Below are 23,978 nucleotides of genomic sequence, written 5' to 3' on the forward strand. Positions count from 1 at the left end.
GGGTACGGCCTCCCCTCCTGAAAATTGCAGGAGGAAGACCCATGAACACCACATCCCATCACGAGTCCGGTCAAACGGTCCAGTCGTTGAGCGAGACCGGGAGCGGAAAACATCCGAAGCGCCGGAAAGTTTCGTGGCGCGTGATCGACATCGTGATCGCCTCGGTTCTTGCCGTTGTCTGCGGCGTGATCTTCTGGATCTGGTCCAATGCCGTTTCGCCGGCAACGCAGACCGCGACGGTTGGTTTCCCACCGTTGTCGGGCCTGATCGGTGGAGGCTGGCTCATCGCGGGAGTCGTCGGCGGCTTAGTAATTCGGAAACCCGGTGCCGCGATCTACTGTGAGATTCTCGCGGCCGTTATCGAAGCCCTACTGGGCACCCATTACAGCGCCGGCGTATTGCTGTCAGGGTTGATTCAGGGCATCGGTGCCGAGATCGTCTTCGCTCTATTCCTGTACCGCAGGTTCGGGCTTGCAGTGGCCATGTTTTCCGGCGGCGTCTCCGGCGTATTCATGGGCGTCAGCGAGGTCATGATGTATTACGGCTTCTGGGAAGCAAAGTATCAGGTCGTCTACATCGTGTGCGGCACGATTTCCGGCGTCGTCATCGCGGGACTTCTGGGTTGGGCCCTGATGAGGGCATTGATCTCGACGGGCGTTCTCGGTTCCGTTGCCGCAGGTCGTGATGCTCGGCGCAGCAGGGTTCGCCCGTGACGGTTCACGGGGCCCGGGTCCTGGCCCAGAACTTCGGTTGGCACCACGCTGGTCGAGAGGCACCCGCTTTCCACGGTGTAAATCTGGATATTCGGGCCGGTGAAAGGGTTTTGCTACTAGGCCCCTCAGGGGCAGGAAAATCGACATTGCTCCACGCGTTGGCGGGTGTGCTCGTGGACGATGACGGCGACGCCGTTCTGGGGCGGGCAACGATCAATGGCCTCGGGCCCGAACAATCGAGGGGCGCGGTCGGTCTGATGCAACAAGACCCAGAATCGTCGATCGTCCTGTCACGCGTAGGAGACGACCTCGCATTCGGCCCGGAGAATCTGGGAGCCGACCCCGCGGTTATCGTTCCGCGGTGCGAACGAGCTCTGCGTTCGGTCGGTTTGGATCTCTCGTGGGAGCGTCCCACGTCGGCGCTGTCCGGCGGCCAAAAACAACGGCTTGGATTGGCAGGGGTTCTGGCCATGGAACCCCAGCTGATCTTGTTGGACGAACCGACGGCCAACCTCGACCCAGATGGCGTCATCGAAGTTCGCGACGCCGTGTTGAACGCTGCGGAGGAATACGGTTCGACCCTGGTCGTAGTCGAGCACCGAGTCTCGGTCTGGTCCGAATTCGTCGATCGAGTGATCGTGCTCAGTCCGCACGGGGGAATCAGCCACGACGGGCCTCCACGGCAGGTTCTGGATGAGGCGAGAAAGGAATTGCTCCAAGCAGGAGTATGGGTCCCGGATTACGTTCCCCGGCTTCCGAGCAAGGGGCCGGGGGCGGTTCAGGGACGGGGGAACGGCGAAGCGCTTCTCGAGGCGCACGACCTCGCGGTGTCTCGTCAAGCACCCGCGCGCAAGTGGCTCAGGCAAAGACGCCGCGCGACCGCTCGCTCGGCGGAAGGACCCATCCCGGCACACCGGGAAGTGACCGTCGCGGCTTCGGATATTTGCGTCCGTATACGTCGAGGGGAGCATCTGGCGGTCACGGGACCAAATGGTTGCGGCAAATCCACCTTGGCTCTGACCCTGGCCGGCCTGCTCGCACCGGCCGCGGGTTATGTTGCGGCGTCCGATGCACTCCGATACGCAGGGGCGAGGCGAGAGCTTGACCGATCCGGCGGCCCCTCGTGGGATCCCCTGCTGTGGAGCTCGAGCCAGCTGATTGCGCGGATAGGAACTGTGTTTCAGGAACCGGAACACCAATTCGTCAAAGCATCGGTCGCCGAGGAGCTTGCCCTCGGCGCACGATTGGCCCGCGATGCGGCACCGCGCGGCGTCTTCTCCGGAAGCGACGGGGAATACCCCGAGGATCGGGCGGCTGAGCTGCTCGAACGTCTCGGTCTGAGCCACGTTGCGGAAGCGAACCCGTTTACTCTCTCCGGCGGGGAGAAAAGGCGACTCTCAGTCGGTACTGCGCTCGCGGCTCGTCCTCATGTTCTCATCCTGGACGAGCCGACTTTCGGGCAGGATGCGGTCACCTGGGCCAGCCTGGTCGATCTGCTGCGCGAGGTCCTGGACGCGGGTACGGCGGTCGTCTCGGTGACTCACGATCATGCCTTCATCGAAGCTCTCGGAGGCAGCGAGTACAGGTTGAACGGCCTCAACGTTGCCGGGACGCGGCAGCACGCGGTTCGAACAGGAGACCAGGCATGGACCTCTTGAACAATGCCAGCGCCGCCGAATCGGGGTTGGGGCGAGTCAACGCGGCCGTCAAGATCGTCCTACTCTTTGTTCTGACCATAGCTTTCTTGGCGAGCGCGGACTGGGTCACGTCGAGCGTCGGCCTGATCGCACTGGTACTCGTCATGGCGGGCTGCCGCATCAATCCCTGGAATATCCTCATTCGGCTATGGCCGGTTTTTACGGCGGCGCTATTCAGCGGGTGGGCAACGGCCCTTCTGTCCGCCAAGACCGGCAGGACCGTGCTCGACTTCGGCCCGCTGTTGCTCACCACCGACTCGGTGGATGCAGGGATCGCGATCGCTTTGCGTGGTGGCGCTCTCGCGATGGTCTCGGTGCTGCTCCTGTTGACCACGGATGCCAGAGAGATCGGCGATTCGCTGGCCCAGACTTTCAGACTGCCGGCGCGCTTCGTGCTCTCGGCCGTGGCGGCATTCCGGCTGGTAGGAATCATGATCACGGAGTGGGAAACTCTCGCTGCCGCGCGACGCGCCCGGGGTATGGGCGCAGACCGCGGCGTCATCGGGAGCATTACTGGGTTCACGGCGCAAGCTTTCGCGCTCATCGTTCAGGCTTTGCGTCGAGCGAGCCGACTGGCCGTGACCATGGAGGCACGCGGTTTCGGTGCTGGACCGAGAACCTGGGTGCATCGCCCGGAGTACTCGTGGCGGGATGCCGTCGCCTTGGTCATTGGACTTGGGATTCCCGCTGCGGCCATCGGTCTTTCGCTGACCTTGGGCACGTATCGCTTCTTCTACTAGGGCCGTGTCTAGGGTGCGCTCCACCTGGACAGACTAGACCCAGCTCTACCTCCAAATACTGCTCGCTCCACTGTCCGCGGACGCCATCAGCGGAAAAGTAAGAGATGCACCAGCCATCAAGCATCTTTGGAGCGAAAAATGTCACCCCAGACTCGTGAAGCCCAGGCACCCGGTGGAGCGCCCCGGGCCGTCATGCCCATCGCTCGGGCCGAGAACGTCAGCAAATCATACGGACAAGGCAGCAACGTCGTTTCGGCTGTCCGCAATGTCGACCTCGACGTCGCTCCAGGCGAATTCGTCGCGGTGATGGGACCGTCCGGATCGGGAAAATCCACGTTGATGCATCTCATGGCCGGACTCGAGTCCCCGAGCGGCGGACGGATGTGGATCGGAGAGCAGGAAATCACGCATCTCGACGACGCCGCACTGACCGAGATTCGGCGTCGTCGTGTCGGGTTCGTATTCCAGGCCTTCAACCTGATGCCGACCATGGACGTTCGAGAGAATATCCTGCTGCCCTTTGACCTGGACGGGCGTTCGCCGGACCGTCAAGAGCGTGCGTGGATCGAGGACCTTCTTCACCGGTTGGGACTCTCCGAGCGCGTCAACCACCGTCCTGCAGAGCTGTCGGGAGGCCAGCAACAACGAGTTGCAATTGCGCGCGCGCTGGCTACCCGACCGGCATTGATCCTGGCTGACGAGCCGACGGGCAACCTGGATTCGCGCTCGGCGCTGGAAGTCCTCCAGCTGCTGAGAATGGCCGCCCAAGAGCTCGGGCAGTCAATCGTCATGGTCACACACGATCCCAAAGCCGCGGCTCACGCCCATCGGGTGGTGTACCTGGCGGACGGCGAGATTGTTCACCAGAGCAACAGCTCCGCTCGGGCTGAGGACATCGCCCAGATGATGCTTTCCTTGGAGGTGAACTGACGTGAAAAATGCCGTGCGTGAACTGACTCACCATCCTCGACAGCACCTATCGACCCTCCTCGTTGTGGTCATCGGTTCGATGTTCGGCTCCGGCCTTATCGGGGCCGTGGGGCTGCTGCACAAAATTCTCGATCCCGGAGGCGAGGCCGAAGGAACGCTGTTGGTCATGCTCCTGTTGACTTCGATGACGTTCTTCGCGATCGCCCTGTTCGTCGCGGCGATGGTGGTGGTCAATACATTTTCCATCGTTGTCGCGGGCCGAACACAGCAGCTGGCGCTTCTTCGTTTGATCGGTGCGAAAGCCTCGACGCTGCGGCGTGCGGTAGCTTGCGAGGGGCTTCTGATCGGACTGATCGGTTCCGTCGTCGGACTCGGCCTGGGCGCCGTGACGACATGGGTTATCGCCTTGACCGCGGAGGCGAACGGCGCCGGTAGTGGTTTGCAAGTCACAGCAACCAACCCGTGGATGATTACTGCCGCCGTGCTGGTGGCCCTCACGAGTTGGATTGCCGCGTGGAACGGAGCGCGTCCGGTTCTGTCAGTCTCTCCTCTCGAAGGCTCGCGCCGAAGCGCCGAACCGGCCCTGAAGACTCTGCGCAAGCGAGTTTGGACACTCGGGCTCTCGATAGCGCTGGTCGTGTTGGGAGCATTGTTCCTCGGCGGTGGACTCATGATGGGGCTGACGGGCCCCGCGGGGGTCCTTCCCGCGGTCTTCGGAGGGTTCCTGAGCTTTGGCGGTATCGGCCTGGGATCCGCGTGGATTATGCCGCCCTTTTTCGCCCTTTCGGGAAAAGTGGTCGGTCACGGGACCTCGGGGCGGATGGCCGTCGCCAATTCGCGGCGATACCCTCTGCGCTCGGCGCGGACCTCCATGGGGCTGGTCATTGGAATCACGCTCGTGGTGATGTTCGGCACTCTCGGCTCGACCTTGAAATCGGTGGTCCAGCGTATGGCCGGTAGTGGCGAGTACCGCCCCGAGGACGTGGCAGTCGTCAACCAGATGGTCGACAACTCACTGCTCTTCGTCTACGGAATGGTCGCGTTCTCGGTGGTCATCGCCGCGATCGGGGTGGCAAACAATATGAAGTCCGCAATCCTGCAACGTCGTCGCGAGTTGGGGATGCTCCGGACCGTGGGACTGTCCACGAGTCAAATGTGGCGCATGATCTTCGGGGAAACTGCCCAACTGACGCTTTCTGCGGCATGCCTGGGCATACCTTTGGGTCTCTTCTACGGTTGGGCCGGAACCTTCTGCATGTTCGCCGCGGTCGATGGTGTCGGAGTTTTCGGACCGACACCGCCGTGGACCGTGCTCGTCTGCGTGGTCGTCGGATGCCTGGCCATTACCGGCCTCGCCACCGCACTCCCCGCGCGCCAGACAGCCAAGGAATCGCCCGTCCGGGCCCTCGCGCTGACCTAACGACGATGTGACGGGCGCCCCTCGGATCGAATTGGGGGGGGGCGCCCGTAGTGCGGGTTGCGGCCGAAACAGTCCTAAGCTGGATTCGCCGAACGGGGCGCACCCATTCCAGGATCGATCTGCACCGGCCCCGAGGACTGAGGACTGACATCGAAATCGAAGATTTCCGTGGGCAGATAAACGGTTGCGCAGGAATTCGGGACATCGACGACGCCTGAGAACCGGCCTTCGATCGGGGCGGCGCCCAGCAACAGGAATGCTTGTTCTGGGGAGTATCCGAACTTGGTCAGATAGTCGATCGCATGCAGGATTGCGCGCTGATAAGCCAGCTGGGAGTCCAAATAGCGTTGTTCGCCGTCGAGTGTCACGGAGGTTCCCGAGAAGGCAAGCCACTCCGAGTACTGGGGTGCAGTGCGGCCAGGCATGAAGATGGCATTTTCGCTCACGCCATAGGTCTCCATGCCGCCCTTCAGAACATCGACACGCAGATCGATGTACCCTCCCATCTCGATCGCGCCGCAGAAGGTGATCTCTCCGTCGCCTTGTGAGAAGTGCAGATCGCCGACCGACAAGTTGCCGCCCTTGACGAACACGGGATAGAAGACGCGCGAGCCTTTAGTGAAGTTCTTGATGTCCTGGTTGCCGCCGTTCTCCCGGGGAGGGGCGGTCCGAGCCGCTTCGGATGCCACACGATCATATTCCGCGCCTTCGAGCTGCCCAAGGATTGCGCTCTTGGGCTCAGGGGGAAGTGCCAGGGGCGGCAAACGGTTCGGGTCGGTTGCGATCAGATCGCCCTCCCGTTTGTTCCACTTGGCCAGAAGATCGGTGGACGGCGCGGTTCCCATCAACCCGGGATGGGTGATGCCCGTGAAACTGACTCCGGGGATATGTCTCGATGTGGCGACGTCGCCGGTGAAGTCCCAAACGGCCTTGTAGGCATCCGGAAATTGGTCGACGAGAAAGCTCCCACCGTTGTTCTTGGGGAAAATCCCTGTGTATCCCCAGCCCTGGCCTGCTAGCGGGCCGGTTTCCTGGGGAATGGGACCCAGATCCAGGATGTCCACGATCAGTAGGTCGCCGGGCTCGGCACCTTCCACGGCAAAAGGTCCTGAAAGAGCGTGGACGACGTCGATGGGCGCATCCCGGATGTCGTCGGCGGAGTCGTCGTTCTTAATCGCGCCGTCGAACCACTCGCGGCAATCCACCCGGAAGGTCTCGCCCGGCTTCAGGGTCTCGAGGGGAGGAATGTCCGGGTGCCACCGGTTGTGACCGATTTTCTCCTGTTCGGAGAATGGCTTGTCGGAGTCCAGCGGAAATAGAACCTCGGGCATGGTGTTCCTCTCGATCGAACGATGAACAGGGGCTTGAGACCTCAGGGACGAGGAGGCTTGAGGTGTCGCGGATCGTGGGAGGTATGTGGGGCCTTGGGGACAGGCGGACCGGGGAGGCGGGTTACGACGTCGGGCTCATGGGCCGAGCGTTCGGCCTCACTCATTGCCGTCGCCCGGGCCGTGCCGAGTTTCGAGAGGCCGACTGGGGAGAAGATGCGCGTTGCGGTCTCGACACAGGTGCGGCACTGCCGCTCGGCGGGGACAGCGGACATAGAATGCTGGGCTTCGAAGACCCCGCAACGCGGACACCGGAACTCGTACAGCGGCATGCACACCCCAAATGATGCTGTGATCCAAAACACTAACGCCTCGAGGCTACGCCCGCCGTGATGACCGGTCAAAGGAAAAACCGCATATTACCTAGCGGGAACGAAGAAAATTCATCAATTCACCCGTGAGGCCGGGGTTGAGAACGAGCTCTTGGTTATTGAGATGGGTCACCGGTGCCAACAGGCGGACGGATGAGGTGAGCCAGACACCATCGGACTCCATCAGGTCCGTCGGGTAGAGCGGTCCGAAGCCGACCTCCCAACCTGCCTCCCGCGCTCCTTGGAAAATTGCGCCCTGAGTGGTTCCCGGAAGAATCCCCCGGTTGGGTTCCGGGGTGAAGAGTCGCAGTCGGTCGCCTTCCTGACGAGCCATGATCACGGAACTGGTCGCAGCTTCGAGAATTCGTCGATCCGAAGCCGTGAAAATGGCTTCCTGTGCGCCGAGGGACCTGACGTGTCGCAGGACGGCCATGTTGACCGCGTAGGAAAGGGTTTTGGCGCCGGCCAGAAGCCATGGGTAGGCCGTGTCTTCAGCGGGATCGTGTCCGCGTGGAAGCAGGAGCGCCTTGACGCCTTCCTCGCGTTGAGCGATGGTCGAGTCCGGTACGGAACTCACGACGACGAGCCCGTACGGACCGTCTTCCGGCGTTCCGCGACTAATGAGGAGTTTCACCGTGTGCTCGGCTCCCAGAGAAGATGGTGTGCCGTTTCCTGCGGATTTGAGAGCCAGGGCCGATGCCGATCGCCACGAGTCCTCGCTGGGATTCGGGAGGTGAAGGAGGCGGGCTGAGTTCCCGAGCCTCGTGAGATGGAGATCGAATTTGCGAATCGAACCGTCTACGGCCAGCATCGTTTCGAACACTCCGTCTCCACGCGTATAGCCTTCGTCGTCGATTCGAATCAGGGGAGTCGAGGCGTTGAGGACCGTTCCGGTCGGAGAATTCTGATCTATGCGAACAACCGTGGGTGTCATACACCTCATTAAACGCCATACCGCAAGAGCGTTGTTCGAGGACCCGCGCGGATCTTCAGATTCGCGGTTCGAAAATTCGGGACGCGAGCAGGAAAAGAACCAAGGCAATCAGACTGCAACCGACCATCATTGCCGCCATGGGGATCACCGCATTCGCGCCAGCGGCACTGACGAGCGGGGAAACGATCCCGCCCATTGTGCACTGAAGTCCGCCAACCAATGCCGAACTCGCCCCTGCGTAATCTCGACCGTGCCCGAGCGCCAACGATGTCGCATTTCCGAAGACCAGTCCTTGGGCCGCGGCGGTGACGAAGAGACACACGAGCGTTGGAACGAGGGAGAGCCCGCACAGTGCGAGGACCAGAAAAGACAGTGTCGCCACATTTGAGATGACAATGCCGCCTAACCCAATTCCTTGAGGACGGAATCTTTTCAGCAAGAGATTCGAAACCCAGGAGAAAGCTAGGATCCCGAAGGAATTGGCCGCGAAAACCAGAGCATAATGGGTGGCCGTGAGCCCGAGGTTGTTCTGCAGCACATAGGTGGAACCGGAAATGTAGGAGAACAAGGTTCCGAAGGAAAAGACGAACGCGAGCATATATGCCATATACGCAGGGCGGCGAACGACGCAGGCTATGCCGCGGCCGGAAGCCGCGAGCCCTCCTCCGTGCCGGCGGTCCTTCGGCAACGATTCGGGAAACAGGAAGAACACTCCGATGGCCATCACGAGGGTCATCACCGTGAGGACCCAGAACACGGCGCGCCAGGGCGCGAATCCCAGGATGATGCCACCCAGAGTCGGGGCCAGGACCGGTGAGATCCCGTTGATCATCATCATGAAATTCATGTATCGGGCAGTCTGATGTCCTTCCGTGAGGTCGGTGATCGCTGAACGAGCCAGAACGAGTCCCGCCGCACCGGTGAATCCCATCAAGAACCGCAAGCCGATCAGGAGGTGGACAGTCGGTGCCAGCGCGCACCCCATGGTGGCCAGCACGCAAATGAATGAGCAGATCACCAAGGGACGCCGCCGGCCCCACTGATCTGATAGCGGACCGATGATAATCTGGCCCATCGCCAGGCCAGCCATGAATGCTGAGAGCGTCAGCTGGACCAGCGAGGCCGCCGTTCCGAGGTCCTGCGTCATTTGGGGGAAAGCCGCCAGATACATGTCTGTACCCAAAGGCGCTATGCCGGTGAGCGTCCCCAGCAGGATGAGGAGAGGCACCGGGATGCGCGATGCGGTGGGGTTCAATCTGACCTCACGTTTCTCAGGTTGATGGCGCCTCACGGGGCACCCTGTTGCCCGTGTGCGGAAAGTGCCGCCGAATTACCGCGCGAACAGCCTATCCTCTTGCGAGGCCCACAACTGCCAATAGGGCCGGTACATGTCGCCATCGCGTTTGAGGGCACGGTACTTGCGGATATTCGCCTCGAGATGAAGCCAAACCCCGAAGTGAGGGCGCGTTTCTGGATGTCCCGGCGCGGTCGAACCGACGCCTTCGACGATGATGAGCGATCGGTCTGCGCTCAATACTTGCGTTTCCTCCGCATAGTGATTCCGCGTCCAGTCCCAGGCTCGCCAGGTCGCGTCCTCATTGCGCATCAAGCGCTCGAGCAGCTCCGCATACATGTCGATGCCGTCTTCGAGGCCTTCCCACCCGGGATAAATGTCTTCCAGGTGGAAGAGTGCGACGGTATCTGATCCGTCTTCGGCGCGCGCACGTTCCAAGAGACGTCCAGCCAGCTTCGACTTGCCCGCACCGGAGCGCCCGTCAATCGCCACGACAAACGGTTCAGGGCCCGACGCGAGCGAGCGTGCCTGGCCGATGGCCTTCCATAAGTCCTGCTCGTCCTTCGGCAGAATCGTGTGCGAGGACATGACCCAGATCGGTTGGCGTTCGTATGCGCAATTGCGAGGATCGACCGTCATGATTCCTCGTTCCGTGCCTCCGGGTGCCGAGATGCCTCGTCGATCACGCCTTGGACGGAATCCTCGATCATTCCGAAAGTCCGATCGAAATCCGAGGCATCGCCGTACCACGGGTCATAGATGCCGATTTTTTCGACCGGCTCGCCGGCCGCGGAAGGATCGAATTCGCGCATGAGATGGATCTTGGCAGCTTGGGCCTCGTCTGCGGCCATGCGGCGGAGAGCCCTGAAATGAGGGACGTCCAGAGCCAGGATGAGGTCGTTGTCCTCCAAATCCTGGCGCGTGACCTGGCGGGCAGAATGGCCGCTGGTGTCGATGCCCAGCCGGTCCATGACTTTCCGAGCCCGAGGATCGATGGGATTTCCTTGTTCTTCGTCGCTCACACCAGCAGATGTGACGACAACGCCACTCAGCCCGGCGTCCTGCGCCGCGTTGCGTACTAGGTATTCGGCCATGGGGGAGCGGCAGATATTGCCGGTGCAAACGGTAACAATGCGATACATGGTCACCACGTTACCGGGGCCGGGCGGCGACATGTGAGTTCAGCGCCGATCACGCTCCACAAGGATGGACGTGTTCTGCGATGTCCGGACCATTGCTACGTAGAACTCGAGGGTCACGCGGAACAGAATAATGTACACGAACGCCACGACGGCCCCGAGGATCAGGAAAATGAGTCCAACCCACGCGTTTTCCGCGAATCCCACAATAACCGAAAAGAGCCAGCCCAGGCCGATCACGACCAAGCCGATGACGTAGATGACCGAGGCAAACTTGATGGTCACGAAATGACGGAACGAAAGGTCGAACATGGCCTGGAAGAATCCCGGCTCACCCTGGCCCCGCGGTTGTCCGTAGCCTGGTTGGCCGTAACCCTGTTGCTGCGGCTGCCCCGGTTGTCCCGGATATCCATTCTGTTGGGGGTAATTCGGCTGACCCTGAGGGTTCTGTCCGTAACCCTGACCGTGTGGAGCCTGTCCGTAGCCGCGAGAGGAGTTCTGCGGCGGCTGCCACGGTCCGTCGGACTGATGGGGATCCTGATGGGATTTCGAATTGTCCGCCCTCGACCCGTTCCCATTATTCGACGAATTGCCCTGCTGGTTTGATTCCTCGTGCTCGTGATCAGACATGGTCAATACTCCCTGTACTTTTGAATGCTCATAAGTTAAGGCAAGTCACTCGCGTAAAAGTGCCATGTGATCAGTCTATTCATTGAACTGTCGCAAATCACCGTCTCGCCGTGAATTTCCTGTCTGCGAGATCGAAACACTGTTAGATGTCTTTTGGATTACATACGCTTGGAAAAATGCACAATCGCTCCGAAATAGCGGGCAAGAAAGGTCTGATCATGAGTCATCATCCCGGCAACGAGCCCAACGAGCCCAACGAGCCCAACGAGCCCAACGAGCCCAACGAGCCCAACGAGCCCAATTGGGGTCCGTTGCGACCTCCCGGTCCCAACCAGCCCAACACGTCGCATGAGACGGGTTACCCACCGACGGATTTTCAGCAATTTCCCCCAGGTGCGCACCCCGGACGTCAGGTGTACGGGGAGGGACAGCGAAAATCTCGCAAAGGTTTGATCCTTGGTCTGTCTATAGGTGGCGGCGTGATCGTCATAGCCCTGGTCGTCATCCTCGCCCTCGTGTTCGCCGGAGTGCTGGGCGGGCGCAAGATCAATGATGAGGGCGATTTTCGGGACAAGGTGCAGAATCTTGGATCCGCTCAGGGGGCGGGGCAATGCAGTGATCTGGACAAGACGCTGCTGAACTCTGTTCTGCCTAAGGAGAACTTCCCTGATGACGCTCAGGTGTATGTCTGCTCGAATATCGATCTGAGCGACTTCCAGGCCCTGTCTGGTGCGAAGGAGGACAGCAAGCTCATCGTCGGCATCTATTCCGAACACGAGGCCGATGTGAAGTCGTCATTGAGCGATGCACTGAATGCCCCGGTCATGGATGAGGACAAAGGCGAATGGGGTCTCGAGGGTAACCACTGGGCCGCCATCGGCAATGCCGGAACGGCCGATGATGCCAAGAAGGAGCTCGGCGGGAAGGAGTGGTGATCGGTTTCCGGCCACGTCCGTAACCTGGGCGGTCTTCTGTAAATAAAGTTGAGTCGACTTCGCTCAAGTCTCTTGACTTTCTTCTGAGAAGTGGCAGACTTGAGTCAGGACAACTCAAGAAGTGAGACCTCCGGGTGCGCAAGATCGATGGCCTCCCCTGCGGAAGCAGTGTCGTGAGTGCCGGAATGTGCCCCGGTTTTCGGACTACGTAAGGAGAAAAACCATATGTCACGTGCAGTAGGCATTGACCTCGGTACCACCAACTCTGTGGTTGCCGTACTCGAGGGCGGCGAGCCCGTCGTCATCGCGAACGCCGAGGGCGCTCGCACCACTCCGTCGGTTGTTGCATTCGGCAAGGACGGCGAGACCCTGGTCGGCGACATCGCCAAGCGCCAGGCAGTGACCAACGTGGATCGCACCATTTCTTCGGTGAAGCGCCACATGGGCACCGACTGGAACACCGACATCGACGGTAAGAAGTACACCCCGCAGGAAATCTCGGCACGTACCCTGCAGAAGCTCAAGGGCGACGCCGAGTCCTTCCTCAATGACACCGTGACCGACGCCGTCATCACCGTTCCCGCGTACTTCAACGACGCCGAACGCCAGGCCACCAAGGAAGCCGGCGAGATCGCCGGACTCAATGTCCTGCGTATCGTCAATGAGCCCACTGCGGCTGCTCTGGCCTACGGCCTGGACAAGGGCAACGAAGATGAGCTCATCCTGGTCTTCGACCTCGGTGGCGGCACCTTCGACGTCTCCTTGCTGGAAGTAGGCAAGGACGAGGACGGGTTTTCGACGATTCAGGTTCGCTCGACTTCGGGTGACAACCGCCTTGGCGGTGACGACTGGGACCAGCGCATCGTCGACTGGCTTCTCGAGCAGGTCAAGTCCAAGACAGGCGCGGATCTGTCCAAGGACAAGATTGCTTTGCAGCGTCTCCGCGAGGCAGCCGAGCAGGCCAAGAAGGAACTGTCCTCGGCCTCGTCGACCAACATTTCGTTGCAATACCTCTCGGTGACCTCCGACGGCCCGGTTCACCTGGACGAGAAGCTTTCCCGCGCGAAGTTCCAGGACCTGACTCAGGACCTTCTGGACCGCGTGAAGAAGCCTTTCAACGACGTCATCAAGGAAGCCGGTATCAAGGTTGCTGATATTGCGCACATCGTGCTCGTCGGTGGTTCGACCCGTATGCCGGCGGTCGTCGAAGAGGTCAAGAAGCTGGCCGGCGGCCAGGAACCCAATAAGGGCGTGAACCCGGATGAGGTCGTGGCCATGGGCGCTGCTCTGCAGGCCGGTGTGCTCAAGGGCGACCGCAAGGACGTCCTGTTGATCGACGTGACCCCGCTGTCGCTGGGCATCGAGACCAAGGGCGGTGTGATGACCAAGCTCATCGAGCGCAACACGGCCATCCCGACGCGTCGTTCCGAGACCTTCACAACCGCAGAGGACAACCAGCCCTCCGTGTCGATCCAGGTTTTCCAGGGTGAGCGTGAGTTCACCCGTGACAACAAGTCGCTCGGCACCTTCGAGCTGACCGGTATCGCTCCGGCCCCTCGTGGTGTCCCGCAGGTTGAGGTGACCTTCGACATCGACGCCAACGGCATCGTGAACGTCTCCGCGAAGGACAAGGGCACCGGCACCGAGCAGTCGATGACCATCACCGGCGGTACCTCGTTGTCCAAGGAAGACATCGACCGCATGGTCAAGGACGCAGAGGCCAACGCCGAGTCGGACAAGGCCCGTCGTGAGGCCGCAGATCTGCGCAACAACGCGGAGTCCAGCGCTTACCAGATCGAGAAGCTCCTCAAGGACAACGAGGACAAGGTCTCCGAGGAGATCAAGACCGAGGTTCAGGGAGACGTCGACGAGGTCAAGAAGGCCCTTGAGGGCGACGACGACGACGCGGTCAAGTCCGCATTCGAGAAGCTTCAGGCTTCTCAGACCAAGCTCGGCGAAGCGATCTACTCGCAGGCGCAGGCTGGAGCCGAGACGGAGGACACCTCCGAGGCGAACGCCGATGCCAATGACGAGGATGTCGTCGACGCCGAGGTCATTGACGATGAGGATGAAAAGAAGAACTAATGACTGAGCCGAACAACACCAATAACCCTGAGGGAAACGACCCGCTGGAGGACGCCTTCAACGCTCCCGACGCGGAAGGAGCTCCCGAGGCGGAGACCGCCGAGGGTGTAGGTGCTGAGGCTGACGGTCAGGACGGGTCCGCGGCGGAGGCCGCTGCGGACCCCTCCGAGGCGGAGCCCATACAGGACCCTGCAACGGAGGCTGAGAGGACCGCGAACGAGCGCCTCGAGGATCTGCGCCGTCTGCAAGCCGAATTCGTGAACTTCAAGAACCGGTCCCAGAAAGAACGGGACCAGCTTCGACAGTTCGTGGTCGCCGACGTGGTGAGTTCCTTGCTCCCCGTCATCGACGATATCGATGCGGCTCGCAAGGCGGGCGATCTGGAGGACGGGCCGTTCGCGTCGATCGCCAACAAGTTCGAGGACGCGCTGACGAAGCACGGCTTGGAGCGTTATGGCGATACCGGCGAAGAGTTCGATCCCAAGGTCCACGAAGCCGTGATGCAGCAGCCCACGAGCGAGGTCCAACCCGACCACGTGTCCATGGTTTTCCGCAGCGGATACCGGGTCCAGGACCGCGTTCTGCGTCCTGCCCAGGTTGCTGTGGCGGTAGCCGAGGGCTGACCAGAGGCCCGACCGGCGGTCTCGGCCCAGCCGCACCGCCTCCAGCGAATCGACGCCGGGGCACCGAACCTCTGCCTCTGTGGCGGGGGAGGGCCTCGGCGTCGTTCGTTTCCACTATTTTGAGATATACAAGAGCGGAAGAGAACACACCACGCAACGCTTTGAAAGGAGGCGTCAATGGCTAGCGAAAATTGGCTAGAAAAAGACTTCTACAAGGTTCTGGGCGTCTCCAAGGATGCCAGCGAAGCCGACATCAAGAAGGCTTACCGCAAACTCGCGCGCAAGTATCACCCGGATCAGAACCCCGGGGACGAGGCCGCAGAGAAAAAATTCAAAGAGGTCTCCGAGGCCAATACGGTCCTTTCTGACCCCGAACAGCGCAAACAGTACGATGCCATCCGTGCCATGGGCTCGGGAGCTCGATTCAGCGCTGGTTCTGGCGGGCAAGGCGGCCCGGGGGGACCTGCCGGTGCCGGTGGGTTCGAGGACCTCTTCGGGGATATGTTCGGTGGCGGCCGAACGCGGACCACGTACGGCGGCAGCCCGTTCGGCGGCGCGGGCGGGCCTCGCGTGCAGTACGGCTCCTCCGGTGGGGATCCTTTTGCGGACCTGTTCGGAGGAGGCGGCAACTTCGGTGGCCAGAACCCGTTCGGCGCCCAACAACAGGCGCCCCGTAACCCCGACGTCGAGGCCAGCGTGACCATTGACTTCGGTCAGTCCCTGGAGGGCGCCAAAGTCAAGGTCAACCGTCCCGATCAACGCAGCACGACTATTCGTCTGCCCGAGGGCGTGCGTGATGGCCAGAAAGTCCGCCTTCGCGGCAAAGGAAGCATCGGTCCGGGCGGCAAGTCTGATCTGATCGTCACGGTGCACGTCCGCCCGCACGAGTTGTACGAACGGGATGGAGACAACCTCACGGTCCGTGTTCCCGTTTCCTACGAGGAAGCGGCACTTGGCACGGTCCTGTCCGTGCCGACCACCGACGGATCAACAGTTCGCCTGCGTCTCAAGGCCGGCCAGGAGCCCGGCACCAGAATGCGTGTCAAAGGCCGAGGCGTGAAGACGAAGAAGCACACCGGCGACCTCTACGTGATTCCGGAGATTCAGGTGCCCCAGGACCTGTCCCCGGAGGCCGAAGAGGCGCTCAAGAAATTCACAGAGCTGGCCTCCCAAGGCGATCCGAGGGCCGGCCTGGCGGAGAAGGCAAAGGTCGTGTAACCCATGCAATTCGGCGACGTGAACCAACCACTCTTCGTGATCTCGGTTGCGGCCGAGCTCGCGGAGATGCACCCGCAAACGCTTCGGCAGTATGACCGGCTCGGTTTGGTGACACCGTCGCGGCTACCGGGGCGCGCGCGACGCTATTCGCAGAAGGACGTCGTCCGGCTCCGGCAGATCCAGCAACTGTCCCACGAAGGGGTCTCCCTCGAGGGAATCAAGCGGGTTCTCCAATTGGAGAACCAAGTCGACGCGTTGCAAGCCCGAGTCAGAGAGCTCACGCAGGAGTTGCAGGACGCCCAGGACCGACTGGAAGAATCCTCCCGGGTATTTGCCGCGACGATCGGCGGCGACGTCGTGAAGCTGGGCCGTGGTCAACGTCCCAGCGCCAAAACACCCAGTAAGGCGCTGGCTATCGCTAGGCCCCAGCTTCCGTATCGGTAAGGCTTCAGCGTCGAGAATCGACAGGCGGTGCCGCCTCATCAACGACGACGATAGGCGAGGTCGTGCGCTCTGCGTCCGGCCTCGCCTGCTTTGCGTTCGAAACTTGTGAGGACGCGCCCTTCCCAGCGTGGAGCCCATCCGCCGTGGGGATCCTCTTCGGTTGCGCCTTCGCCTGCATACAAATTGTCGAAGTCCGGTGCGGCTTCCATGACTTCGCGCATCACCCAGGCGTACTCTTCCCAATCGGTGGCCAGACGCCAGATACCGCCCGGTTTGAGAACGCGCGCGACTTTTTCGGTGAATCCGGGCGAGACCAGGCGGCGCTTGTGGTGGCGCGACTTGTGCCAGGGGTCCGGAAAGAAGACCCAGATTTCGTCCACTGAATCCGGCTCAAGCAGATTCTCGAGCACCTCGGGAGCGTTCGCCTGGACGCAGCGGACGTTGGTGATCTCGGCCTGTCCCATCTTGAGGAGCAAGTCTGCGATTCCGGGTTTGTAGACCTCGACGGCAAGATAGTCATTCTCCGGATGCTCGCTCGCAGCGTGAACGATGGCCTCGCCCAGTCCGGAACCGATTTCCACGACGAGAGGCGCTTTTCTCCCGTAGATCGCTTCATGGTTGAATTCGGCGGACTCGGCCACCGATGTATCCGTTATCTCACGAGGAACATCCAGGACGTGTGTCGGAGCGTAGGTGTCCCATGCCTTCTGGCGGCGAGCAGTGAGTCGGTCGCCTCGTCGGACGAAAGAGTAAGGCTGGCGATGGAATTTCTGGGGGACGTCGCTCAAGGATGCTCCGGTGATCTGATGGGGCGGCAGGGTTGCGGTGGCCCGATGAGCTCCCGCGCGCTGACGTATGTCGCGGAAGGATCCGTGGATCAACCGGGCCGCCGCATCAGCTTATCGCACGCCCTTCAGCCGCCCCCGACGCCTGCGGGTTCTTCGCTCGCATCCTCCGGGGCTTCCGGGTGGGACAGGGTCGAGTGCTTCTGTGACAAATCGACCTGATGGTCGATCTGCGCGTCCAGGGCACCGAGGTCGGAGCCCATGAACTCGTCAATCTCTGCGGTACTGGCCTCGAAATCCGGGTCGTGCCGCAGATAATGGCGGGTCTCCCGAACCACGAGGCCGGACAGAATAATGAGTCCGATGAGGTTCGGGATCGCCATAATGCCGTTCATGACGTCCGAGAATTTCCAGACCAGAGTCAAGGGGGCCACTGCTCCGAAACCGCAGGCAATAGCGAAAATGACCCTGTAAGTCGTGATCCCGAAGGTGCCCCCGCCGAGGCGCTCGATGCACCGTTCTCCGTAGTAGGCCCAACCCAGAACGGTCGAGTACCCCAGAAGCACCAGACAGACAGTCACCACCACTCCGCCCCAGTTGCCTGGCAGACCCGTCGCGAAAGCATGAGAGGTCATGACGTCAGGATCGTCCTTCTCCCACACGCCGGTGGTGATGATCACGAATCCAGTGATCGAGATAACAACAAGTGTGTCCACGAAAGTCTGCGTCATCGAGACGAGGCCCTGGCGGACGGGATGGGAAGTTTGCGCGATCGACGAGGGGATCGATGCCGTGCCCATGCCTGACTCGTTGGAGAACAAGGAGCGGGCGACCCCGATCTGGATCGTCATCAGCAGAGAACCGACGATCCCTCCTCCGACGCCGTGGGGAGTCAGAGCATTTCCGAAGATCAGGGCGATGGCCTGCGGGATCCCTTCGTAGTTGACGCCAATGATGTAGAGGCCCCCGAAGACGTAGAGCGCAATCATGAGAGGCACGCAGAACACCGTGATCTTGGAAATGGACTTGATGCCTCCGAGCAGGGCGATCAGCGTCATGATCCCGATGACCACGGCGGTGACCCATGGCGCCACGGAGAAAGTATTGTCCAGGTTTGCCGCAATGGCATTGGACTGCGTCATGTTGCCGACGCCGAAAGTCGCAACGACGGCGCATGCAGCGAATGTGACGGAGAGAAGCCACCCGAATCTGTTGGGTATGCCTCGGACGAGGTAAACCTGCGGCCCTCCCGTCAGCTCTCCCTTCTTGTCCCGGGTGCGGAAGCGTACTCCGAGGAAACATTCGCTGTATTTGGACGCCATCCCGACCAGCGCGGTCACCCACATCCAGAACAGGGCGCCCGGACCGCCCATGTGGATCGAGAGTGCTACACCTACTATGTTGCCCGTGCCCACCGTAGCGCCCAAGGCCGTTGCCATGGCTTGGTAGGAGGAGATTTCGCCCTTTTCCCCGCTTTGCCGGCTACGTCGTCCGAAGGCCAGCGACATCGCCTTTCCGAAATAGCGGAGTTGGATACCCGAAAGTCTGAAAGTCAGGAACACTCCGGTACCGAGGAGAAGCGGCAAGAGTAACCATGGGCCCCAGACGAAGTTGTCGACCGCGTTGATGATGGAACTGATGTGTTCCACTAGAATTCCTCGTTCCAGGCAAGATACTCGATATAGTCGCTAGTCAGCGACACTTTCCGACGCTTTTCGCAGGCTGATATGAGGGTAGCAATACTTGCCGGCCCGGCCCATATTGTGCGGTCGTTCGGGTGTCTGGGCCTGTCGCGCACACAAAACGCCGCCCATACGTTCCCGAACTGCTGTCCGAAAAACGCGTGGGCGGCGTCTTGGGTCGTCGACGTCTAAGGCTACTTCTTCTTGGCCTTCTTCTTGCCCTTGCCCTGGAGAATCAGCGCGAGGGCGATCGCGGCGATCCACGAATCCTTGGCAACGGCGGTACCAGCCTGGGATGGGCGGATGCCGTCGTCCTCGGTCATCTCCTCGGTCTTGAAATACATGGCCAACAGGCCACCGGCGAATGCGCCCAGAGCCAGGCCGGCAAGGCGGCTGGGGATCACGGGGGTGACCAGTGCGCCGCCGACAGCGAGTTCGGAGTACGCGATGGCCTTGCCGAACGTGGCCGCGTCAAGATCCTTGACGGCGGGAAATGCGTTGGCGGCCATGGACTGCAACTGGCCGGCGGTCTGCTCGTCGAGGTTCAGCTTGCCGTATCCGGAGTTGAGGATGAATGCACCGGGAACAGCGCGGAGAACCGCGTTGGGGAGGGAAAAGGCCATGATCATTTCCTTTCTTAAGGTTTATAGGTCCGGGCTGATCAGTGTTTATATTGACGCAACCCACCTGATTCCAACTCTATACCGTGGCCGCACGGTCGCGTTAGGAATCCGTCACACGGTCTGGGTCAGGCCGGACGTGGGGCGAACAGACCGCGGAGTGCTTCGAGGGTCAGGTCCTCGTGGTTCAGGTGAATGCTCCCTTGATCGGGCCCGACCGGTTGCATCCCCGGGACGACGATCGTTTTCATCCCTGCCGCCATAGCGCTCGCGACACCGGAGGGGGAATCCTCCACGGCGACGCTGTCTTCGGGTTCGACGCCGAGACGCTGCGCGGCCATGAGGTAGGGCTGCGGATTCGGCTTGGGGTCGGTGACGTCTTCGTTACCGATCACGGTGCGGATCAAACCTTCCGGGGCCCGGCCCGCAGTCATATTCGCGATTTCCGCGGTGGCATTGGTGACGATCGCCGTCGGAATCCGTGCTTGGGCCAGTTCTTCGAGAAGATCGGAGATGCCGGGAAGGAACGGTACCTCGGTTTGCGAGATGATCTCGCGGGCGTCGGTGGTCAATCGTGCCAGTAGCTCCGGCTTGGACAGGGGAATGCCGAGTTCTTGCAGGCGAATGAGCGTGTCCGTCATCGGGCGGCCCAAGCAAGCGAGGGTGTCTTCTTCCGTCCATGTCTTGCCGAACTGGACGGCCAGGTCAGATTTGGACTGGGCCCACAAAGGCTCGGTGTCCACCAGAGTGCCGTCGTGGTCGAAGAAAATTGCTGCGGGGAGAGAAGAAGTCATGCCAATAGCCTACTGGTGCCCGTATCACCCACATGGGGTAGGAGGATCCCGCGATTCGTGGACGTTTGAATACCCGAATCTGCCACTCCGTGCCGGAGCCGCATCTCATACACTGGTCTTGTGAGTTCTGCCGAATCCGTTGCCCGTCCCGCTGAAGCCCTAGCCCCCTCCGGTCAGTTGCCCGGGAGGCGGGATGCAGCATTGCTGCGCATATCGTCCTGGATCGGATTCCCGATGGCGTTGGTCGGGGCCATCTGGGTCACGACCGGGCGATCGCTCTTCGGTGCCGGTGGCACGCTCGTCGGGACCTTCCTGGTCAGCGTCGGACCGTTGTATCTGGTGGTCATGCTCCTGGCGTCATGGCGGATGTATACGGATGCGAATCGGTACGAAGCTCGCTCGACGTCTGGGATGCTCGCCTCGATCCAGGCATTGACCTGGATCTTGGCCGGGGTTTTCGGATTCCTGATCCCTGACCGCGTGAACGGCGAGACTGTCTCTGCCCTCTCCCAAGTTTTCGGCCATGACCTCGTTGGGCTTTCGGCTGGATTCGGCAACACCTTCGCGATTCTGACCTTCGTGGGAGCATTTGCGACGCTCATCATCGCGATCAACCATGAGCGATACAGCGCCCGAAAATCCAGCGGTCGGCCCGCGACAGAGGACGAGGTTCTGGACGCGATGAATTACAACGACGGCGAGTACTGAAGAGCGCGGTGTCGGCAGGAGTGAAGACCCGAGAATCCCGCCGAATCACTGCAAAACCTGTGGAAAACGTTTTGGGAATCCCTGTACAGCCGAACTTGAGCGTAGTAGACTCAAGTTAGCTGAACACCTCAGACGCAATCCATTAGTGACTAGCAAGGGAGCCCATCTTGGATACTAAATTCACCACCAAGAGCCAAGAGGCTCTGAACGCCGCAAACATGAACGCTCAGACTGCGGGGAACCCTCAGATCGAGCCAGCACACATCCTCAAGGCGCTTCTCGACCAGCGCGAAGGAGTTGCCGTTGCGGTGCTCAAATCTCTCGGCATCGACATCGACGCGCTCTCGGCGCAGGCCAGTGATCTGATTAAGAAATTGCCCTCGTCCTCCGGGTCTTCGGTCGCTCAAGCGCAATTCTCGCGCCAGTCGCTCAAAGCGATCCAGAATGCGCAGGAGGCCGGAACCAAGCTGGGTGACGACTACATCTCCACGGAGGTTCTCCTCCTCGGTCTGGCCCAGGTGTCAGATACCGAGGCCGCCCGTGCCGTGGCCGATGCTGGTGCAACGGTTGACGCGATTGAGAAGACCCTTCCCTCCGTACGCGGGGACCAGAACGTTTCGTCGCCGGATCCGGAAGGGACGTTTCAGTCCCTCGAGAAGTACGGTACGGACCTGACCGCCGTCGCGCGCTCCGGAAAACTGGACCCGGTGATCGGACGCGATTCCGAGATCCGCCGAGTGGTGCAGGTTCTGTCGCGCCGTACCAAGAACAACCCCGTGCTCATTGGTGAACCGGGCGTCGGGAAGACCTCCGTCGTGGAGGGCCTGGCCCAGCGGATGGTTTCGGGTGACGTGCCGGAGTCCTTGAGGGGCAAGAGTCTCATTTCCCTGGATCTCGGCTCGATGATCGCCGGTGCCAAATATCGTGGCGAGTTCGAAGAACGTCTTAAGGCGGTTCTCGACGAGATCAAGAAGTCCGAAGGACAGATCGTCACCTTCATCGACGAGTTGCACACCCTCGTGGGTGCCGGTGCGAGCGAAGGCTCGATGGACGCCGGGAATATGCTCAAGCCAATGCTCGCCCGTGGGGAGCTGCGCCTCATCGGTGCAACCACGTTGGACGAGTACCGGGAGAACATCGAGAAGGACGCCGCGCTCGAGCGTCGATTCCAGCAGGTTTACGTGGGTGAGCCTACCGTGGAAGATACCGTCGGGATTCTTCGCGGGCTGAAGGAGCGCTACGAGGCCCACCACAAGGTGCAGATCGCCGACTCCGCGCTGGTTGCCGCCGCCTCGTTGTCGAATCGGTACATCACGGGGCGTCAGCTGCCGGACAAAGCGATCGACCTCGTGGATGAGGCCGCTTCGCGTCTGCGGATGGAGATCGACTCGGCCCCTGAGGAGATCGACGAGCTCCGCCGCGCCGTGGACCGCATGACCATGGAAGAGCTGGCTCTGTCCAATGAGAAGGATCCGGCGTCGATCGAGCGGTTGGAGGCTCTCCGTGTGGACCTGGCCGACAAGAGAGAAGAGCTCTCGGCGCTGAACGCGCGGTGGGAGGCCGAAAAGGCTGGTCTGAACCGTGTGGGTGACATCAAGACCCAAATCGACGAGATGCGCTCGCAAGCCGAAGTGGCGCAGCGAGAAGGCAACCTGGCCGAGGCTTCCCGACTCCTGTACGGGGAGATCCCCGCGAAACAGCAGGAGCTCGATGCGGCTCAAAAGGAAGAGAATCAGCAGCAGACCGCCAAGGAAACGATGGTCTCCGAGGAAGTCACTGCCGACGACATCGCGGAGGTCATCTCCAACTGGACGGGAATCCCGGCCGGCAGGATGCTTCAGGGCGAATCCGAGAAGCTGCTCAATATGGAATCCGAACTGGGGAAGCGTCTCATCGGGCAGAAGACTGCCGTGGGCGCCGTGGCAGACGCCGTTCGTCGTTCGCGTGCCGGTGTCGCGGATCCGGATCGTCCGATCGGCTCGTTCCTGTTCCTTGGGCCTACAGGTGTAGGCAAGACGGAACTGGCGAAGTCGCTCGCGGAATTCCAGTTCGATGACGAACACGCTTTGGTTCGCATCGACATGAGCGAGTATTCGGAAAAGCATTCCGTGTCCCGTTTGGTCGGTGCGCCTCCCGGATACGTCGGATACGAGGAAGGCGGGCAACTGACCGAGTCCGTGCGACGTCGTCCGTATTCCGTGGTTCTCCTGGACGAAGTGGAGAAAGCCCACCCCGAGGTATTCGACATCCTGCTTCAGGTTCTCGACGACGGCCGCCTGACCGACGGCCAGGGCCGAACCGTCGATTTCCGGAATGTGATCCTGATCCTGACCTCGAACCTCGGGAGCCAATTCTTGGTCGACCAGACCCTGGACGACAAGGAAAAGCACGAGGCCGTCATGAACGTGGTCAACGCGTCCTTCAAACCCGAGTTCCTGAACCGACTGGACGAGATCATCATGTTCGATCCGCTCTCGAGCGAGGACCTGTCCAAGATCGTGAGCCTCCAGGTCCAAGCGATGGGCAAACGCCTGGGCGACAAGAGGCTTTCCCTGGACGTCACGCCCGCGGCGACCGAATGGCTGGGGATGACCGGGTACGACCCGGCGTACGGCGCGCGGCCTTTGCGCCGACTGGTGCAACGGGAAATCGGCGACCGTTTGGCCAAGGGAATCCTGTCCGGAGACATTCACGACGGCGACGTCGTCCACGTGGACGTCAATCCGGACGTCGCCGCGGACGGGCTAACGGTGACGTCGAGCCGCTAGGATCCCGCCCGCCAGCAGACCGAGGCAGAGCTGGTCTCTTGCCGCCAGTAACATTCGATCGGCACGAAGGCACCGGTTGTGTCCGCAACCGGTGCCTTCGTCACGTTTGTTGTCGATCGA

Annotated in this window: 23 protein-coding genes; 12 read left to right on the forward strand and 11 right to left on the reverse strand. The window is 61.2% G+C overall.

What is annotated here, in order from left to right; translation table 11 throughout:
- Nucleotides 1-41 precede the first annotated feature (41 nt).
- The 5 genes from EWR20_RS03255 to EWR20_RS03275 all read left to right on the forward strand — a co-directional run bounded on the left by EWR20_RS03255 (nucleotide 42) and on the right by EWR20_RS03275 (nucleotide 5,500).
- Nucleotides 42-713 carry an ECF transporter S component gene (locus tag EWR20_RS03255; protein ID WP_129358942.1) on the forward strand — a complete coding sequence of 224 codons (672 nt, stop codon included), beginning with the start codon at nucleotides 42-44 and terminating at the stop codon, nucleotides 711-713.
- A complete protein-coding gene (locus EWR20_RS03260; protein WP_129358944.1) occupies nucleotides 710-2,371 on the forward strand; it encodes an ABC transporter ATP-binding protein in 1,662 nt (553 codons plus the stop codon). Before EWR20_RS03255 ends, EWR20_RS03260 begins: the two co-directional genes overlap by 4 nt.
- A complete protein-coding gene (locus EWR20_RS03265) occupies nucleotides 2,359-3,150 on the forward strand; it encodes an energy-coupling factor transporter transmembrane component T family protein (RefSeq protein WP_129358946.1) in 792 nt (263 codons plus the stop codon). The genes EWR20_RS03260 and EWR20_RS03265 overlap by 13 nt, the downstream gene beginning before the upstream one ends.
- 192 nt (nucleotides 3,151-3,342) lie before the next feature.
- Nucleotides 3,343-4,080 carry an ABC transporter ATP-binding protein gene (locus EWR20_RS03270; protein ID WP_129359421.1) on the forward strand — a complete coding sequence of 246 codons (738 nt, stop codon included), beginning with the start codon at nucleotides 3,343-3,345 and terminating at the stop codon, nucleotides 4,078-4,080.
- A 1-nt stretch (nucleotide 4,081) separates the two neighbouring features.
- The gene (locus EWR20_RS03275; protein ID WP_129358948.1) at nucleotides 4,082-5,500 is read left to right on the forward strand and encodes an ABC transporter permease; all 1,419 of its coding nucleotides are present in this window, start codon (nucleotides 4,082-4,084) and stop codon (nucleotides 5,498-5,500) included.
- Between the two features lie 74 nt (nucleotides 5,501-5,574).
- Here EWR20_RS03275 and fmdA read toward each other — a convergent pair whose 3' ends face one another.
- From fmdA to EWR20_RS03310, 7 genes are all read right to left on the reverse strand, one after another.
- Nucleotides 5,575-6,831 carry a formamidase gene (fmdA, locus tag EWR20_RS03280; protein ID WP_129358950.1) on the reverse strand — a complete coding sequence of 419 codons (1,257 nt, stop codon included), beginning with the start codon at nucleotides 6,829-6,831 and terminating at the stop codon, nucleotides 5,575-5,577.
- Between the two features lie 41 nt (nucleotides 6,832-6,872).
- Nucleotides 6,873-7,160, reverse strand: coding sequence for an FmdB family zinc ribbon protein (locus EWR20_RS03285; RefSeq protein ID WP_129358952.1), 288 nt, complete (start codon nucleotides 7,158-7,160; stop codon nucleotides 6,873-6,875).
- A 91-nt stretch (nucleotides 7,161-7,251) separates the two neighbouring features.
- Nucleotides 7,252-8,133 carry an aminotransferase class IV gene (locus EWR20_RS03290; RefSeq protein ID WP_129358954.1) on the reverse strand — a complete coding sequence of 294 codons (882 nt, stop codon included), beginning with the start codon at nucleotides 8,131-8,133 and terminating at the stop codon, nucleotides 7,252-7,254.
- A gap of 55 nt (nucleotides 8,134-8,188) precedes the next feature.
- Nucleotides 8,189-9,424 (reverse strand): multidrug effflux MFS transporter, encoded by a 1,236-nt coding sequence (locus tag EWR20_RS03295; protein ID WP_129358956.1) that lies wholly within the window; start codon nucleotides 9,422-9,424, stop codon nucleotides 8,189-8,191.
- A gap of 39 nt (nucleotides 9,425-9,463) precedes the next feature.
- Entirely contained in the window at nucleotides 9,464-10,066 is a 603-nt protein-coding gene (locus EWR20_RS03300) for a nucleoside/nucleotide kinase family protein (protein WP_129358958.1), read from the reverse strand.
- Nucleotides 10,063-10,569, reverse strand: a complete 507-nt coding sequence (locus tag EWR20_RS03305; RefSeq protein WP_129358960.1) for a low molecular weight protein-tyrosine-phosphatase — start codon at nucleotides 10,567-10,569, stop codon at nucleotides 10,063-10,065. Before EWR20_RS03305 ends, EWR20_RS03300 begins: the two co-directional genes overlap by 4 nt.
- A 39-nt stretch (nucleotides 10,570-10,608) precedes the next feature.
- On the reverse strand, nucleotides 10,609-11,196 hold the full coding sequence (locus tag EWR20_RS03310; RefSeq protein WP_129358962.1) for a DUF4282 domain-containing protein: 588 nt from the start codon (nucleotides 11,194-11,196) through the stop codon (nucleotides 10,609-10,611).
- A 218-nt stretch (nucleotides 11,197-11,414) separates the two neighbouring features.
- Here EWR20_RS03310 and EWR20_RS03315 point away from each other — a divergent pair, with 218 nt between their 5' ends.
- The 5 genes from EWR20_RS03315 (at nucleotide 11,415) to EWR20_RS03335 (ending at nucleotide 16,501) form a co-directional block, all read left to right on the forward strand.
- Entirely contained in the window at nucleotides 11,415-12,131 is a 717-nt protein-coding gene (locus tag EWR20_RS03315; RefSeq protein ID WP_129358965.1) for a hypothetical protein, read from the forward strand.
- A 225-nt stretch (nucleotides 12,132-12,356) separates the two neighbouring features.
- Nucleotides 12,357-14,216 (forward strand): molecular chaperone DnaK, encoded by a 1,860-nt coding sequence (gene dnaK, locus EWR20_RS03320; RefSeq protein ID WP_129358967.1) that lies wholly within the window; start codon nucleotides 12,357-12,359, stop codon nucleotides 14,214-14,216.
- Complete coding sequence (locus EWR20_RS03325) at nucleotides 14,216-14,839, forward strand: nucleotide exchange factor GrpE (RefSeq protein ID WP_129358969.1); 624 nt, start codon at nucleotides 14,216-14,218, stop codon at nucleotides 14,837-14,839. The genes dnaK and EWR20_RS03325 overlap by 1 nt, the downstream gene beginning before the upstream one ends.
- Before the next feature lie 177 nt (nucleotides 14,840-15,016).
- Entirely contained in the window at nucleotides 15,017-16,057 is a 1,041-nt protein-coding gene (locus tag EWR20_RS03330; protein WP_129358971.1) for a DnaJ C-terminal domain-containing protein, read from the forward strand.
- A gap of 3 nt (nucleotides 16,058-16,060) precedes the next feature.
- Nucleotides 16,061-16,501: a heat shock protein transcriptional repressor HspR gene (locus tag EWR20_RS03335; RefSeq protein WP_129358974.1), complete on the forward strand. Its 441-nt coding sequence runs from the start codon at nucleotides 16,061-16,063 to the stop codon at nucleotides 16,499-16,501.
- Between the two features lie 38 nt (nucleotides 16,502-16,539).
- Here the strand turns inward: EWR20_RS03335 and trmB are convergent, their stop codons facing one another.
- The 4 genes from trmB to EWR20_RS03355 form a co-directional block, all read right to left on the reverse strand.
- Nucleotides 16,540-17,319 (reverse strand): tRNA (guanosine(46)-N7)-methyltransferase TrmB, encoded by a 780-nt coding sequence (gene trmB / locus EWR20_RS03340; protein WP_129359422.1) that lies wholly within the window; start codon nucleotides 17,317-17,319, stop codon nucleotides 16,540-16,542.
- 95 nt (nucleotides 17,320-17,414) lie between these two features.
- On the reverse strand, nucleotides 17,415-18,935 hold the full coding sequence (locus tag EWR20_RS03345; protein WP_129358976.1) for an alanine/glycine:cation symporter family protein: 1,521 nt from the start codon (nucleotides 18,933-18,935) through the stop codon (nucleotides 17,415-17,417).
- A 227-nt stretch (nucleotides 18,936-19,162) separates the two neighbouring features.
- Nucleotides 19,163-19,591, reverse strand: a complete 429-nt coding sequence (locus EWR20_RS03350) for a hypothetical protein (RefSeq protein WP_129358978.1) — start codon at nucleotides 19,589-19,591, stop codon at nucleotides 19,163-19,165.
- Between the two features lie 125 nt (nucleotides 19,592-19,716).
- The gene (locus EWR20_RS03355; protein WP_193553876.1) at nucleotides 19,717-20,382 is read right to left on the reverse strand and encodes an HAD family hydrolase; all 666 of its coding nucleotides are present in this window, start codon (nucleotides 20,380-20,382) and stop codon (nucleotides 19,717-19,719) included.
- Nucleotides 20,383-20,502: 120 nt separating this feature from the next.
- On the opposite strand from EWR20_RS03355, the gene EWR20_RS03360 reads away from it, so the two are divergent.
- Nucleotides 20,503-21,090, forward strand: coding sequence for a hypothetical protein (locus EWR20_RS03360; RefSeq protein ID WP_129358982.1), 588 nt, complete (start codon nucleotides 20,503-20,505; stop codon nucleotides 21,088-21,090).
- A gap of 167 nt (nucleotides 21,091-21,257) precedes the next feature.
- A complete protein-coding gene (clpB, locus tag EWR20_RS03365) occupies nucleotides 21,258-23,858 on the forward strand; it encodes an ATP-dependent chaperone ClpB (protein WP_129358984.1) in 2,601 nt (866 codons plus the stop codon).
- Nucleotides 23,859-23,978: the final 120 nt, after the last annotated feature.

The sequence above is a fragment of the Rothia uropygioeca genome, assembly GCF_004136585.1.
Taxonomy (GTDB): Bacteria; Actinomycetota; Actinomycetes; order Actinomycetales; family Micrococcaceae; genus Rothia.

Coding starts and splice junctions, on each gene's coding strand:
- EWR20_RS03255 (WP_129358942.1), top strand. CDS start 42: ATGAACACCACATCCCATCACGAGTCCGGTCAAACGGTCCAGTCGTTG.
- EWR20_RS03265 (WP_129358946.1), top strand. CDS start 2,359: ATGGACCTCTTGAACAATGCCAGCGCCGCCGAATCGGGGTTGGGGCGA.
- EWR20_RS03270 (WP_129359421.1), top strand. CDS start 3,343: ATGCCCATCGCTCGGGCCGAGAACGTCAGCAAATCATACGGACAAGGC.
- fmdA (WP_129358950.1), bottom strand. CDS start 6,831: ATGCCCGAGGTTCTATTTCCGCTGGACTCCGACAAGCCATTCTCCGAA.
- EWR20_RS03285 (WP_129358952.1), bottom strand. CDS start 7,160: ATGCCGCTGTACGAGTTCCGGTGTCCGCGTTGCGGGGTCTTCGAAGCC.
- EWR20_RS03290 (WP_129358954.1), bottom strand. CDS start 8,133: ATGACACCCACGGTTGTTCGCATAGATCAGAATTCTCCGACCGGAACG.
- EWR20_RS03300 (WP_129358958.1), bottom strand. CDS start 10,066: ATGACGGTCGATCCTCGCAATTGCGCATACGAACGCCAACCGATCTGG.
- EWR20_RS03305 (WP_129358960.1), bottom strand. CDS start 10,569: ATGTATCGCATTGTTACCGTTTGCACCGGCAATATCTGCCGCTCCCCC.
- EWR20_RS03310 (WP_129358962.1), bottom strand. CDS start 11,196: ATGTCTGATCACGAGCACGAGGAATCAAACCAGCAGGGCAATTCGTCG.
- EWR20_RS03315 (WP_129358965.1), top strand. CDS start 11,415: ATGAGTCATCATCCCGGCAACGAGCCCAACGAGCCCAACGAGCCCAAC.
- dnaK (WP_129358967.1), top strand. CDS start 12,357: ATGTCACGTGCAGTAGGCATTGACCTCGGTACCACCAACTCTGTGGTT.
- EWR20_RS03325 (WP_129358969.1), top strand. CDS start 14,216: ATGACTGAGCCGAACAACACCAATAACCCTGAGGGAAACGACCCGCTG.
- EWR20_RS03330 (WP_129358971.1), top strand. CDS start 15,017: ATGGCTAGCGAAAATTGGCTAGAAAAAGACTTCTACAAGGTTCTGGGC.
- EWR20_RS03335 (WP_129358974.1), top strand. CDS start 16,061: ATGCAATTCGGCGACGTGAACCAACCACTCTTCGTGATCTCGGTTGCG.
- EWR20_RS03350 (WP_129358978.1), bottom strand. CDS start 19,591: ATGGCCTTTTCCCTCCCCAACGCGGTTCTCCGCGCTGTTCCCGGTGCA.
- EWR20_RS03355 (WP_193553876.1), bottom strand. CDS start 20,382: ATGACTTCTTCTCTCCCCGCAGCAATTTTCTTCGACCACGACGGCACT.